The sequence below is a fragment of the Undibacterium sp. Ren11W genome, from assembly GCF_049340485.1.
Lineage (GTDB): Bacteria > Pseudomonadota > Gammaproteobacteria > Burkholderiales > Burkholderiaceae_D > Undibacterium.
The window spans coordinates 382411-397712 of the sequence record NZ_JBMPPB010000004.1 but is presented as its reverse complement, the minus strand read 5'-3'; the positions used below and the strand labels follow the sequence as shown (position 1 = coordinate 397712).

The window sequence follows — 15302 nt, the reverse complement described above, 5'->3', positions numbered from 1 at the left end:
AGCGTAGCTTGATGAAACCAGAACTCACCGTCGTCATCCCGGTATACAACGAAGAAGCCGGCTTGGCGCAGTTGTATGCGCGCCTGTATCCTGCGTTAGACGCCTTAGCCCTGCGTGGCGTGACCTATGAGGTTATCTTTGTCAACGACGGCAGCCGCGATAATACGGCGCTGTTATTGGCAGACCAATATAGGCTGCGCCCTGACGTCACACGTGTCGTGCTTTTCAATGGCAATTACGGTCAACACATGGCCATTCTGGCGGGATTTGAAGCCAGCCACGGCGACATCGTTGTCACACTGGATGCAGACCTGCAAAATCCGCCGGAAGAAATCGGTGCGTTGGTCGACAAAATGCGCGAAGGCTACGACTATGTCGGGTCGATACGCCGTAAGCGCCAGGATTCGGCATGGCGCACCTACGCATCCAAAATGATGAATCAGGTGCGTGAAAAAATTACTCGCATCAAAATTACCGATCAGGGCAATATGTTGCGCGCCTATGGCCGCAACGTCATCAACCTGATCAATCAATGCCAGGAAGTGAGCACTTATGTGCCCGCTCTGGCCTACACTTTCGCGCGCCATCCCACTGAAATTATGGTGGAACATGAAGAACGTGCGGCAGGTGAATCAAAATATTCGTTTTATAGTCTGATACGCTTAAATTTTGATCTGATGACGGGTTTCTCCATCGTCCCTTTGCAACTGTTCTCCATGATGGGTATGGTCTTATCTGCCGCATCCGGTGCCTTAGTGGTATTCCTGCTGATACGCCGTTTTATTCTGGGTGCCGAGGCGGAAGGCCTGTTTACTTTGTTTGCGATTGCCTTCTTCCTGATGGCGGTCATCCTGTTTGGCATAGGTCTGTTAGGTGAATACGTGGGTCGGATTTATCAGCAAGTTCGCGGTCGCCCCCGCTATGTGGTGCAGACTATCCTTGAGCGCACTGCAGCCGATCACACCGAGAGTCACTGAGATGGCGAACCACACTAACAGCACAGTTGTGTTTGCCTATCACAGCGTCGGCGTGCGCTGCATTAAGACCTTGCTGGCACGGGGCGTACAGATAGACTTAGTGGTCAGTCATGAAGACAACCCGAACGAGACTATCTGGTTTGAATCGGTCGCCGATCTGTGTACAGAGCATGGAATTAAACGGATCACGCCAGAAAACCCGGCAAGCCCAGAACTGTTCGAGCAAATCAAGGCGCTTGCCCCGGATTTTATTTTCAGTTTTTATTATCGCCACATGTTGCCCACCAATATCCTGGCACTGGCCAAGCGTGGGGCTTACAACCTGCATGGCTCTCTGCTACCGAAATATCGCGGCCGGGTACCGGTGAATTGGGCGGTATTGCATGGCGAAACAGAAACCGGCGCCACTCTGCACGAGATGGCAGCCAAACCCGATGCTGGCGGCATCATCGCGCAAACCGCCGTCCCTATCTTGCCTGACGATACCGCCTATGAAGTATTTGGTAAATTAACGGTGGCGGCCGAGCAAATTTTATGGTTTGCCCTGCCCGCTCTGCTCGATGGCACAGCGAAGCTGTTAACGAATGATTTAAGCAAGGGCAGCTATTTTGGCGGGCGCAAACCAGAAGATGGCCGTATCGACTGGAGTCTGCCGGCACAGCAGGTATATAACCTGCACCGTGCCGTAGCACCGCCCTACCCTGGCGCATTTACCGAAGTAGGCGGCAACACTTACGTTATCGGAAAAGCACGATTAGTAGAATCTGTCGCATCTAACAACACGGCAAATTTGCCGCAAGGCTTGTCTGTAGTGGATAATGTCATCTTCGGCGGGTGCGGCGATGGCCGTGCTCTTCAAATAATTGAACTATTAATGAATGGCAAAGTGGTTTCAGCCTCAAGCCTCCAGCAACAGTTGGCCGCCCAATAATTCGCTGATTAGCTCAGCAGCAGCATTTTTAAATAAAGAAATTATCATGAAAAAAGTCCTTATCCTCGGCGTGAACGGTTTTATCGGTCACCATCTGTCCAAGCGAATTCTGGAAACTACAGACTGGCACGTCTACGGCATGGACATGCAAACAGATCGTTTGGGCGACTTACTCAGCCACGAGCGCATGCACTTTTTTGAAGGCGATATCACCATCAATAAAGAATGGGTCGAATACCATGTCAAAAAATGCGATGTTATTTTACCTTTGGTTGCAATCGCCACTCCGTCTACCTATGTAAAACAGCCTTTGCGCGTGTTCGAGCTCGATTTTGAAGCTAATTTGCCTATCGTTCGCTCCGCCGCCAAGTACGGCAAACATCTGGTATTCCCGTCGACCTCAGAAGTATATGGCATGTGCCATGACGAAGAGTTCGACCCTGAACAATCCGAACTTATTTGCGGACCGATCAACAAGCCACGCTGGATTTATTCTTGCGCCAAGCAGTTGATGGACAGAGTAATTTGGGGCTACGGCATGGAAGGTTTGAATTTCACCCTGTTCCGCCCATTTAACTGGATCGGTGCTGGCTTAGATTCTATCCACACACCAAAAGAAGGTAGCTCACGCGTAGTGACGCAGTTCTTCGGTCATATCGTGCGTGGTGAAAACATCTCCTTAGTCGATGGCGGCGCGCAAAAACGTGCGTTTACTTACATCGATGACGGTATCGATGCCTTAATGCGCATTATCGACAATAAAAATGGCGTCGCCAGCGGCAAAATCTACAACATCGGCAATCCTGTGAATAACCACTCAATTCGCGATCTGGCACACATGATGCTGACACTGGCCGCGGAATATCCAGAATACGCAGAAACCGCGAAAAAAGTCGAGTTGATAGAAACCACTTCCGGCGCTTACTATGGCACTGGCTATCAAGACGTACAGAATCGCGTGCCAAAAATCACCAATACCTGTGAAGAACTCGGTTGGGCACCAACCACCACGATGGCCGATAGCATGCGCAATATTTTCGACGCCTACCGCGGTCAGGTAGCCGAAGCTCGCGCCCTCATGGATTAAGTCAGGACTGCATGCCTTCTATCGTCTTAAAAATTGATGTTGACACCTACCGTGGCACTCGCGAAGGCGTACCTAATCTGGTACGCCTGTTAAAGCACCATCACGCTGGTGCCACTTTCTTATTTTCACTGGGAAAAGATCATACCGGATGGGCCTTGCGGCGCGCCTTCCGCCCTGGTTTTTTCCAGAAAGTATCGCGTACTTCGGTAGTTGAACACTACGGTGTTAAAACGCTCATGTATGGGGTTTTTTTACCCGCACCCGACATAGGCAAAGACTGCGTGGAAGAAATGCGTGCAGTACGCCGGGCGGGTTTTGAATGTGGCATCCACACCTGGGATCATGTGGTCTGGCAAGACAATGTCAGAACTCGCGGTGAAAGCTGGACTCAGCAACAAATGCAACAGGCTTATTCACGCTTTCAAGAGATTTTTGGAACCACTCCCAAGACCCATGGCGCAGCAGGTTGGCAAATGAATGACCATGCCTTCAGTCAACTAGCCAGCTTTGGTATGAAATACGCCTCCGATGGTCGCGCCATGCTCAATGACAACGGCTCCCTTGCAAATCCTGCCGCTGGTCCGTATCGCCTGCAAATCGACGGCAAAGTGTCGCCCTGCATACAAATGCCAACCACACTGCCAACCTTAGACGAGTTACTAGGGCGTGAAATCGACGGTGTCGTCATTAACGAGTCAAATATCGCCGCTAGCATACTCAATTTGACGGCAGAGCCAAGAAATCATGTATTTACCCTACATGCTGAACTTGAAGGGCAAAAACTTGCCCCCATATTCGATCAGTTGCTTACTGGATGGCAAGAGCAGGGTTATCAATGCATATCAATGGCGGATTATTACACCAGCCTTGAGGATCAAACACTACCAGAACATCCTTTAACATGGGCAGAATTGCCAGGTCGCTCAGGAGAACTGGTGGCACTGCATTCATAATGGCGGCGGATTTATGGTCGCTGGTGTTTATCCATGTAAATAGCTGGCAAGATCGAAACTGAAATTGGCGACAGACTTTTGCGAATTTCAGTTTCATAGAAAAAATTAAACAACAGCAAGACCAAATACAAAAACGCAACAGTATTTCTCCATTCACCTACAACAGATCAGGAGATCACTTTGGCCGACAGCCCATCTGCACTCAATTGCCTGGTTCCGGATTTTTCTGCCGTCATGACTGGCGACACGCAATTTCAGTTAAGTCACTATAGTGGCAAAACTGTCGTGCTTTACTTTTACCCTAAAGATAATACTCCGGGTTGCACTACTGAAAGCATCGCATTCCGCGACGCTTTCCCGAAGTTCGAAGACGCCAATGCTATTATTTTTGGTATCAGCCGTGATAGTCTGCGTTCACATGAGGGCTTTAAGGCAAAGTTAGACCTGCCTTTTGAACTCATTTCAGACCCAGATGAGGCTTTGTGCGCCATGTTTAACGTCATGAAATTAAAAAACATGTATGGCAAACAAGCTCGAGGCATAGAACGTAGTACATTTATCATTGACGGCAACGGCAAATTAGTGAAAGAATGGCGTGGAGTAAAGGTTGCCGTACATGTCGATGAAGTGTTGGAATTTGTGAGCGCACACGCATAATTGAAATCCTTATTTTTACCTGCCGGAGCCGTTGATGGAGATGATACAAAAGTCTTCCACAGCGGCTTTTTCACTTTTAATTCCATTAAAAGATCAAATCAGTTTCATCGATTTGCTCACCCATAAGCTCTCACACTTTTTATAAGAGGTTCTGATGCCCCTGCCCAAAATGCCGACTAAACCAGCGGCTCTGCTGTCCCCTAAGGACTATCCTAAAGCAGAAAACAAAACTCCGATAAAACCCAGCCAAACAGTGGCAAAACCGGCTGTCACAAAAACACCTGCCAGCACTGCCCGAGTACCAGTTGCAGCTGCGCCGAAAGCGATCGCTAACGTCGCACCAGTTTCGCGCCCGGTAGCAGCGCCGGTCGTCACAAAGGCAAAAGTAGACGTAGCCAAAGCCAGCCCAAAGGCACTCACTCCCGTCACCACCAAAGCGCACGTCAATCCAGTTAAATCGGTGGCCAGTCGCGCCGCAGATAAGTCAGGCATTACCAAGTTATTCGTACTCGACACCAATGTCTTGATGCACGACCCGTCATCCCTGTTCCGCTTTGAAGAACACGATGTCTACTTGCCTATGATCACCTTGGAAGAATTAGACGATCATAAAAAAGGCATGACAGAAGTGGCCCGCAATGCACGTCAGATCTCACGTTCACTCGATGCCTTGGTAGGCGACATCGACCATCACGACATAGACAAGGGTGTACTGTTGTCGAAACTGGGGAATAAAGACGCCAAAGGACGCTTGTTTTTCCAAACCAAATTACAAGGCGGCAGCTTGCCTGTGGGTCTGCCTCAGGGTAAAGCCGACAATCAAATTTTAGGCGTGGTACGTGCCCTGGAGGCAGAGTTCCCGGGGCGCCCTATCGTATTGGTATCGAAAGATATCAATATGCGTATCAAGGCGCGTGCCTTGGGCTTGCCAGCGGAAGATTACTTCAACGATCACGTACTGGAAGATTCCGACCTACTGTACACCGGCATCGTGCAATTACCAGAAGACTTCTGGAACAAGCATGGCAAAGGTATCGAATCGTGGCAAGAAAGCAAAAACGGCACCAGCACCACTTACTACCGTATCACTGGCCCCGTCATTCCTTCGCTACTGGTCAATCAGTTTGTCTATCTGGAACCGAAGAACGGTGAAGCTTCGTTCTACGGACAAGTGCGGCAAATTATGGGCAAGACTGCGGTATTGCAAACCCTGCGTGATTACGGCCACCCGAAACACAGCGTCTGGGGTGTCACTTCTCGCAATCGCGAGCAAAACTTTGCCCTCAATTTGTTAATGGATCCGGAATGCGACTTCGTCACCTTACTGGGACAAGCTGGCACAGGAAAAACCTTACTGGCATTGGCAGCAGGCTTGGCACAGGTGCTAGAGACCAAAACCTACAACGAAATCATCGTCACCCGTGTGACCGTGCCTGTCGGTGAAGATATCGGTTTCTTGCCGGGCACAGAAGAAGAAAAGATGTCGCCTTGGATGGGGGCGTTTGACGATAATCTAGAGGTATTGAATAAGTCCGATAATGATGCCGGCGACTGGGGTCGCGCTGCCACGCAAGACCTGATACGTTCCAAGATTAAGATCAAGTCGCTCAATTTCATGCGCGGTCGTACCTTCGTTAATAAATTTTTGATTATCGACGAAGCGCAAAATTTGACGCCTAAACAAGTCAAAACTTTGGTGACCCGTGCTGGCCCTGGTACCAAGATTATCTGTTTGGGAAATATCGCACAGATAGACACACCTTACCTGACTGAAGGCTCCAGCGGTTTGACCTATGTGGTCGACCGTTTCAAAGGTTGGGCGCATAGTGGCCATGTCACTCTGGCGCGTGGCGAGCGTTCACGCCTAGCCGATCACGCCAGCGAAATTTTGTAAACTTTCAATTTTCATTTCAATAAAAAACGGTGCCACTTACATGGCACCGTTTTTTTTCGACCTAATCCTAAAAACGGGATCAAAATACAAAATAGTACTGACGTACAGCCTCGAACGCTTTGTATCTTTAAAAAAACTTTTATGTGTATGCAAAGAATAAGCCCACAAAGAGAAAAAATATTTTCACATTTGTTTCACTTGAAGGGCATTTTCAATCAGAATGTTATCTGACTTAGCCTTGCCAATATCGCCACAACCAATAATAGTGAGATCTAAGTCAGGATTAACTAAAACAGAAGAAATCATCACTCGTCACTGAGCAAGAAGTGCAAATGAATTCGTCACCCTTACCTATTGGAAGAGATGCCATGCATAAGTATGTAATTCGTAGTCTATTCACGGTTGCAATGACGCTACCGCTCACTATGTCACTGAGTTTGCCACAATTGGCAATCGCAGCAGACACCGAAGAACATCGTTGGAACTTGCAGGATCTCTATGCGAGCAGCGCAGACTTCGATAAAGATGTCGCAAAATTACAAGGCCAGTTAAAAGAAATCTCTAGCTGCAGCGGCCATTTGGGCGACTCGCTGGCGCGCTTTAAAGCATGCATGGATTTGAATGCGGACATGCTCAAACGCTATGCCCGTATCGCCAGTTATGCCTCCCAGAGCCACGATCAAGATACTGGTGCTACGGCAGGACTGGATTTAAATCAACGTTCCGATATCTTAGGTAGCCAGCTTGAAGAAGCAACATCTTTCGCGCGCCCGGAAATTTTACTGATGGGTGAAAAGAAAGTTAAATCCTATTTAGCCAAAGACAAGTCGCTATCCATTTATGCGCACGGTTTAGAAGATATTTTACGCAGCGCCAGCCATACTCTAGATAAGAAAGGCGAAGAACTTATCGCTACTTTCGGCATGGCCACCAATACCGCTAGCGCCGTGTATAGCACTTTATCCAATTCAGATATGCCTTGGCCCAAGGTCAAGCTGTCCGACGGTCAGGAAGTGGTGATTGATCAATCCGCCTACACCAAATATCGCTCGTCAAACAACCGGCAAGACCGTAAATTAGTATTCGATGCTTTCTGGGGTAAGTGGAAAGAATTTGAACGCAGCTATGGCGTGACCTTTTATGAGATGCTCAAAAAAGATGCTGTGTACGCGAAGGTGAGAAATTACCCAGACTCATTGACCCAAGCTCTGGATGGCAATAAGCTTCCACGCGCCGTCTACGACACACTGATAGAGCAGACTCAAGCGAATCTGCCGACCTTACACCGTTACTTCAAATTGCGCGCCAAAATGCTAGGCGTCAAGGATATGGGCTACCACGATATGTACCCAGCCCTAGTCAGCAGCAATCTGAAATTTTCTATCGCCGAAGGTAATCAGTTAATGCTGGCATCGGTTAAACCCCTGGGCGAGGATTATGTCAAAGCCATGAGCAAGGCCACTACCGAGCGTTGGATCGATGTCTACCCACGAGCTAAAAAACGTTCCGGCGCGTATATGAATGGTGCCGCTTACGACGTTCATCCTTATTTGTTGATGAACTTTAACGATGACTATGAATCGGTCTCGACCCTGGCGCACGAATGGGGGCACGCTATGCATTCTTATCTGTCGAATAAAACCCAGCCGTTTGTGACTGCCGACTACCCGACTTTCACGGCAGAAATAGCCTCTACCACCAACGAGGTTTTCTTACTCGATCACATGCTTAAGATCGCCAAATCAGACGATGAGCGCTTATTATATTTGGGCTCAGCATTAGAAAATCTGCGTGGTACCTTCTTCCGTCAAGCGATGTTCGCTGACTTTGAGCGCACAGTACACGCCAAGGTCGATAAGGGCGAATCTGTGACCGGCGAAGCGCTGACTAAAATCTATGGCGACATTTTAAAACGCTATCACGGAGATCAAGATGGCGTGATGAAAATTGATGATTTATACGCGACAGAATGGGCCTTCATTCCGCATTTCTACAACCGTTTTTACGTCTTCCAGTATGCCACCTCGATCGCAGCCGGCTCCATGTTCGCGGACGAAATACTCAAAGGAAAAACTGGTGCCAAGGACAAATATCTGAACATCTTAAAAGCTGGCGGTTCGGCTTATCCATATGAACTGGTCAAGGCAGCCGGAGTCGATATGGCTACACCGGCGCCCTACCAGGCGGTATTTGTGCGGATGAATAAGATCATGGATGAAATAGAAGCTATACAAAAGAAACGTCAATAAAAAATCCATTAAAGGCGATTGCACAATCTCGCCTTGTAGCAAAAGAGCGCATGTACTGTAAAGTAAGTGCGCTCTTTTTTAGCATCTGACAAAATCTAAGCGGAAAAAATTTCCTGTAGAAAGGGTTAACCTAGGGCAGACCTTAAAGCGAGGAAATACGAAATACCAAGCAAGCTTGATCCGCATCAAAAGGAGGAAATGAACACCGGAGTAAAGTAGTAAAAAACACTAGAACGAGACTACCATGCCGGCACGTATTAGCACTCCCATTTCCATCACTATCATTCAGGAAGAGCACGAGCATCTATCGAACATTATGGAGCGTATGTTGAGCTTTGTTCGCAGCCTGCAAGAAGTTAATACTAATGTGGATCTGAGTGTATTCCGCGCAATGCTTTATTACATAGGTCAATATCCAGAGCGGGTACATCATCCGAAAGAAGATCAGTTTTTATTTGCAAAAATAAAAGATCGCACCCATCAACTCGACGTCGAATTAGATAACTTGAGTGAGCAGCATAGCAAAGGTGAATTACTCGCGCATCGATTGCTGACCGCCTTGCAGGCCTATGAATTCGGTGGAACTGAAGCCTTGCCCCACTTTAGGACCCTAGTGGAGCAATACACTCATTTTTATTTTGCCCATATGCGCATGGAAGAAGAGCGCATTATTCCAGTAGCACTACAGGTACTTAACGACGCCGATTGGAACATTGTTGACGCGGCTTTTCTTGAAAACCGAAAGGAAATGGATGACGATGGTCAGCGCTATCATTACGACCAGTTATTTTCAAGAATCATGAGTGCCAGCCCAGGGCCGCAATAATATAGCCTCAAGCAGAAATCTAGCCCTACTTTTTCTTGCGCAATACGGCCAGGGCTGCCACTCTTTTTAACAGCTCTCTATCGTTCCAGGGTTTTTTAAAAATTCCAAACAAACCCTGATACTCGTGAACCCGCGCTTGCAGCTCATCATGTCCGGTAATGGCGATGATAGGAAGATCTTCGGTCTCCATACTACCCTGCACCGCTGCAATTAATTCCAGCCCATTCATGTTTGGCATTTCCAAATCCGTCAATAAGACAGAGAAAAATTCTTGACTTAATTTTTCCATTGCCTCCAAACCGTCTTTTGCCAACTCGACCCGGTAACCTGCGATCTCAAAAATTTTAGCCAATTTAGCCCGTGCTACCGCAGAATCATCGACCACCAGAATTGCCACGCGAATATCAAGTACGGGCGTTTCAGTATTGCTTGAATTGGCACTGTGCCGCGCTCCATCATCCGAGTCCAGCATCTCGATACTTTTCCCGCGTCCAATAAAAAATAAAAAAATGAACACACCTAACAGGATACTGAGCGAAACAGGCAGCAAATACAGACTCAAAAATTCTTGAATCTGCATACCTAAATAAGCAAAAGAAGACGGATTTGTATTCATTCCAGCTTGCTTTAAAAATGTCAAATATCCTTGCTGCTTTGTAAAGCAACAGCAATACCAAAGATAACAAGGCCTAGCTTAAAGAGATAAGCCAGCGCTGTCCAACAAAGCGGTTGCGACTAAGGCTTTGTGTTGCGAAATTGTTTAATGTAGCGTCATCATTTTCCTTGTTGTTTTCAAAGAATGTCGGGCGCAACCCAGTCCTGAAGCATATTTAACCGATAATTAAAAAACAATGCAAAAACATCTATAATTAAACGCTATTGAGCTGTCGTTTTTTTTATTTGTCGAAACAATCATGGAATTTTTAGATTATTTTTGTCGCCTGTTATTCCTTAAATTAACGTATAACAATAAGAGCGGCGATAACACGCGATTTCAGCAAGGCAAATTGAAATAGTTTTCTGCGTCTATCGCCATGCTTAGCTTTCAGTCTATGCTTCTCAGATTTTCATCTATGTCACTCATCGCCTAACGAATAGCGTATCACCGACAAGTCAAAGGGATTGGCGTGAAGACTAATTCACCTCACGAGATAGCGACTATTAGCAAGCATCTGGCACAAGGCCTGCTGCTCGTTTTATGTTACGTATTTCTGTCCAAGCTGGTACTCAGTTTTTACTCGGTCAATGGTCTGGTAACGGTGCTCTGGCCCGCTAGCGGCGTAGCGCTGGGGGGAATGCTATTAGCCGGAAGGCGATATTGGCTAGCCGTTTTCGTCGCTGCCCTGATTACCCAATTATGGGTCATCGATCAAGCACTGCTGGTGTCGCTGCCGATAGCAGTCGCAGCCACGATAGAGCCGGCACTGGGTGCCTGGTACCTAAGACGCAATGAAAAATTCAATTTCGAATTGACGACCATGCGTAGCTTTCTATTACTCACTTTTGTCAGTCTGTTCGCACCTTCTATTTGCGCGTTAAGTGGCACCACAGTATTGTCTATGGCCGGCGACGTTCCTGTATCAGCTTATTCCCGCACGGTGATACACTGGTGGATGGGCGACAGCCTGGGTTTGTTATTGATCACGTCCCTATTACTAATCTGGAGAACCCCGCCAAAAAACTGGCGTCAGTATCCGCGCATGCTGGAGGCGGCGGGGATCGTCACAATGTCGTTTCTAATGGGCCAAATCGTTTTTTTTGACTGGTTTCACGCGCTATTTGGCTATGTCAATCGTGGTTACTGGATGTTCTTGTTCGTCATCCTTGCCGCCGTCAGATTAGGCCGCCATGGGGTTCTCATCATTTTAAGTATAACGACACTACAAGCGTTAGTGGGTGCGGCAACAGGTAAAGGTTTCTTCGGCGACGATCTGACAAAAACCGGGCTTATTAATTTATGGAATTACATTACTATCCTCACCATGTCAGGAATGTTGCTGGCTTTCGTATTAAAGGAAAGGTTCATAGCAGAGAACCAGATTAAGCGTAGCGAGGCAGACCTACAATCCGCCCAGCATTTAGCCCAAATTGGCAACTGGGAATGGAACATCGAGGCCAACACACATACTTGGTCTAGGGATACTTATGAGATTTACGGCCGTGATCCGGCATTGCCAGCAGCTATTTATCCTGAAGTGCTGCAATACTTTACGGCTGACAGTTGGAGCCGACTTTCTGCAGCAGTAGAACAATGCATGGCGCAAGGTATGCCCTACGAATGCGATGCCGAGGTGGTACGTCCGGATGGCAGCCATCGTTGGGTGATAGCACGCGGCGCAGCGAGCTTCAACGAGCAGGGCGAGGTAGTCAAAATGCACGGAACAGTACAGGACATTACCACCAGAAAACTCGCGCAATTAAGTGTGACGGCAAACGAAGAAAAATTTAGGGCCTTGTTTGAGAACTCACCTATCGGCATCATCGCCATCAACCCGACAAATGGTGAAATCGTCAAAGCCAACATTGCAGTGTTAAGAATGTGGCAGATTGACTCACTTAAATCGCTGGGGAATACGATAGAAGAACTGGTTCACCCGGGTGATCTGATCACTTTCAAAACGGGAATACATCAGCTAACCATTGGTGGGGCGGACAACCAGCAATTTGAAATACGTTGCCTTAAAAAGGATGGCAGTTATTTTTGGGCGGAAATCTCGGTTTCCATGCTCAAAGACGCCAGTGGCGAACCCTTGCAATTGATCACCAGTATTGTTGACGTCTCCGAGAGAAAAATTCTGGCAGAAAGTCTGACCAGCTCATTTGAAGAAATTGAAGACCTCTACAATAGTGCCCCCTGTGGCTATCACTCCACCGGCACAGATTTCACTTTTTTTCGCATCAACGATACCGAGCTTTTGTGGATGGGTTATACGCGTGAAGAAGTCATAGGAAAAATGAAGCTATCCGACTTTTACACTTTAGAAAGTAAAAAAACATTTGAAATAAATTTTCCGATTTTTTTACGCGATGGGTACATCAAGGATGTGGAGTTTGAATTTACTTCCAAGGACGGCACAGTAAGAAATATTCTTTACAGCGCGACCGCCATCAAGGACGAGCACGGCAACTACAAAAAAAGCAATGCCGTCATGTACGACATTAGTGAACGAAAAAAAGCCGAACTAGCCTTGCAACTACGCGATCGCTATCAGCGTGCCCTACTGGATAATTTTCCTTTCATGGTATGGCTAAAGGATAAGGATAGCCGCTTTCTGGCCGCCAATCAGCGCTTCGCCGACATGCTCAACGTTGACGACCCGGATGACATGGTGGGCCGCACCGATCTCGATTATTGGGCGCCTGAATTGGCCGCGCAATACCGCGCGGATGACAGGGCGGTGCTAATGAGCGGATTATCGAAAATCGTCGAACAGGAAGTCTCAGAGTCAGGTCGTAAATTATGGATAGAGACCTACAAATCACCGGTAAAATTGGATGGACGGGTGATCGGGACGGTCGGTTTCTCGCGCGATATCACAGCACGTAAAGCCGATGAACAACAATTACGCAAACTCTCACTGGCAGTCGAGCAAAGCCCGGAGAGTATCGTCATTACCAATACCAGCGCCATTATTGAATACGTCAACGAAGCTTTTGTGCGAAAAACTGGTTATCAGCGGGAAGAACTGCTAGGAAAGAATTCGCGCATGCTGCAATCGGGCAACACCGCGAAAAACACTTACGATTCACTTTGGAAAAACTTATCAGAAGGCCGCATTTGGGAAGGTGAGTTCTTTAACCGGCGTAAAGACGGTAGCGAATATGTAGAGCACGCGATCGTCAGTCCAGTTCGTCAAGCAAACGGGCAAATCACCCACTATCTGGCCGTCAAAGAAGATATTACAGAAAAAATCCGCTCCAAAGCGGAGATCCATAGACTGGCGTATTACGATGAGATTACCGATCTGCCGAATCTGGCATTTTTACTCGACAGAGTGACGCAATTACTAGTAACCAACAAACATTCCGACCAGATCAGCGCCTTGATTGCGATCAACCTCGATCGTTTCAAAACCATCAACGACGCCACCGGACAAACGACCGGCAACGCCTTGCTGAAAGCGGTAGGCCAACGCCTAGTCCATATCCTGCGTGACACCGACTTAGTGGCCAGTATCGCGGGCGACGAATTTTGTGTACTGCTGCCAGAATTGGGATCGCAAAATCAAATGACTGCCAATCTGGCATTACAGATTTCGCAGAAAATTCATTCTAGCTTGCATGAAACCTTCGCGATAGGCCGCGAAAAAATTACCCTCACAGCCTGCCATGGCATCGCGCTGTTTCCTAGTGGTAATGAGGACACGCCACTAGAAGTATTGCGGCGTGCCAATACCGCTCTACATCACGCCAAAGCCAGCGGCACCGAGCAAACAGTATTTTTTGAAGAAAGCCTGGAAGAAAGCGCACGGCAACGCTTCTCCATAGAAAGCGAGTTGCATGATGCGATCACGTCAGGCCAATTGCGCCTTTACTTGCAGACACAGGTAGATGCCAATGGCTTGGCAGTGGGTGCCGAAGCGCTCGTGCGCTGGCAACATCCGATACGGGGATTAATACAGCCAAATAGCTTCATCCCAATTGCTGAAGAATCCAATCTCATCATAGAGATCGGAAATTGGGTGCTGACCCAGGTCTGCCAGTTGCTCGCGCATGAAGATGTGGCAGACCTGCCACTACGAATTTCGGTCAATATTAGTCCGCGTCAATTCCGCCAGACGCAATTCGTTGATCAAATAAAAAATGCCTTAGCTAAATCCGGTACGGATCCCAACCACCTGACACTAGAAGTCACCGAGGGTTTGGTGATCGACAATATCAATGACGTCATCGCCAAAATGCACGAATTGAGTACCATGGGTATCCATTTTTCTATGGATGATTTTGGTACCGGCTATTCGTCTCTGTCGTATCTGAAGCGATTACCAATACACGAACTGAAAATTGACAAGAGTTTTGTGCAGGATGTCACGACCGATATGAACGATGCGGCCCTGGTAGAAACCATACTGTCGGTGGCCAAACATTTGCATCTCAGAGTAGTGGCCGAAGGGGTAGAAACGAGCGAGCAGGCTGATTTCTTGAATCAACGCGGCACCGTGATTCATCAGGGATATTTTTTCCACAAACCAGAACCGCAAGCGAGCTGGCTGACAAAATTACAGCAACATCCTGCCAGACTAGAGAATTTTGCAAAACTCTCGCACTCACAAGAACTCGATTCACTTAATGATAAGGACTAGCTCAGCATCACCGCCGAGGTGGAGTGATGTTCGCCTTGGTATTATGGTAGCGGCAAGGGAACGTCTAAAAACCCCATACTCGGGCGCATCGCGGCATCGATTGTACGATGCGATACTCGCAATACCGAGGTATTGCTCCGGTTTGCACCTTGCGCTGCATCCCGATTAAAGGTTTTTTAGAAGTTCCTGCACGCCAGCGCGCATATTCCATGCGGGTTTTCAGCCTATTTTGGCCTGCAGGGCGCATGGAATATGCGTCTTGGGCTTGCCCTTGAAATTATTATGAATGATCGATTGCGCATTTTCTCAAAAAGAAAAGTGCAGCGCTACTTAGTTTCTATCCTGGCATCGCTGCCGCTGCGATAATCAGCTAAACTAGCCATGCTTTTATGCAATATTGTGCAGAATTCAGCAATTAATTTACC

At 47.7% G+C, this 15302-nt stretch carries 10 protein-coding genes; 9 read left to right on the top strand and 1 reads right to left on the bottom strand.

Translation table 11 applies throughout. The annotated features are described in order from the left end of the window. Nucleotides 1-11 precede the first annotated feature (11 nt). The 8 genes from ACO0K8_RS12385 to ACO0K8_RS12350 all read left to right on the top strand — a co-directional run bounded on the left by ACO0K8_RS12385 (nt 12) and on the right by ACO0K8_RS12350 (nt 9574). Nucleotides 12-977 (top strand): glycosyltransferase, encoded by a 966-nt coding sequence (locus tag ACO0K8_RS12385; protein ID WP_422946952.1) that lies wholly within the window; start codon nt 12-14, stop codon nt 975-977. Between the two features lies 1 nt (nt 978). Continuing rightward, complete coding sequence (locus ACO0K8_RS12380) at nt 979-1908, top strand: formyltransferase (RefSeq protein WP_422946951.1); 930 nt, start codon at nt 979-981, stop codon at nt 1906-1908. A 46-nt stretch (nt 1909-1954) separates the two neighbouring features. Then, nucleotides 1955-2995: a bifunctional UDP-4-keto-pentose/UDP-xylose synthase gene (locus ACO0K8_RS12375; protein ID WP_126128966.1), complete on the top strand. Its 1041-nt coding sequence runs from the start codon at nt 1955-1957 to the stop codon at nt 2993-2995. An 11-nt stretch (nt 2996-3006) separates the two neighbouring features. Next, nucleotides 3007-3948 (top strand): polysaccharide deacetylase family protein, encoded by a 942-nt coding sequence (locus tag ACO0K8_RS12370; protein WP_422946950.1) that lies wholly within the window; start codon nt 3007-3009, stop codon nt 3946-3948. A 180-nt stretch (nt 3949-4128) separates the two neighbouring features. Beyond that, nucleotides 4129-4605, top strand: coding sequence for a peroxiredoxin (locus tag ACO0K8_RS12365; RefSeq protein ID WP_422946949.1), 477 nt, complete (start codon nt 4129-4131; stop codon nt 4603-4605). 154 nt (nt 4606-4759) lie between these two features. Then, entirely contained in the window at nt 4760-6499 is a 1740-nt protein-coding gene (locus ACO0K8_RS12360) for a PhoH family protein (RefSeq protein ID WP_422946948.1), read from the top strand. 368 nt (nt 6500-6867) lie between these two features. Further along, on the top strand, nt 6868-8748 hold the full coding sequence (gene pepF, locus ACO0K8_RS12355; RefSeq protein ID WP_422946947.1) for an oligoendopeptidase F: 1881 nt from the start codon (nt 6868-6870) through the stop codon (nt 8746-8748). A gap of 244 nt (nt 8749-8992) precedes the next feature. Further along, nucleotides 8993-9574: a hemerythrin domain-containing protein gene (locus tag ACO0K8_RS12350; protein WP_422946946.1), complete on the top strand. Its 582-nt coding sequence runs from the start codon at nt 8993-8995 to the stop codon at nt 9572-9574. Between the two features lie 25 nt (nt 9575-9599). Here ACO0K8_RS12350 and ACO0K8_RS12345 read toward each other — a convergent pair whose 3' ends face one another. Beyond that, the gene (locus ACO0K8_RS12345) at nt 9600-10190 is read right to left on the bottom strand and encodes a response regulator (protein WP_422946945.1); all 591 of its coding nucleotides are present in this window, start codon (nt 10188-10190) and stop codon (nt 9600-9602) included. A gap of 511 nt (nt 10191-10701) precedes the next feature. On the opposite strand from ACO0K8_RS12345, the gene ACO0K8_RS12340 reads away from it, so the two are divergent. Beyond that, nucleotides 10702-14877: a PAS domain S-box protein gene (locus ACO0K8_RS12340; RefSeq protein ID WP_422946944.1), complete on the top strand. Its 4176-nt coding sequence runs from the start codon at nt 10702-10704 to the stop codon at nt 14875-14877. Nucleotides 14878-15302: the final 425 nt, after the last annotated feature.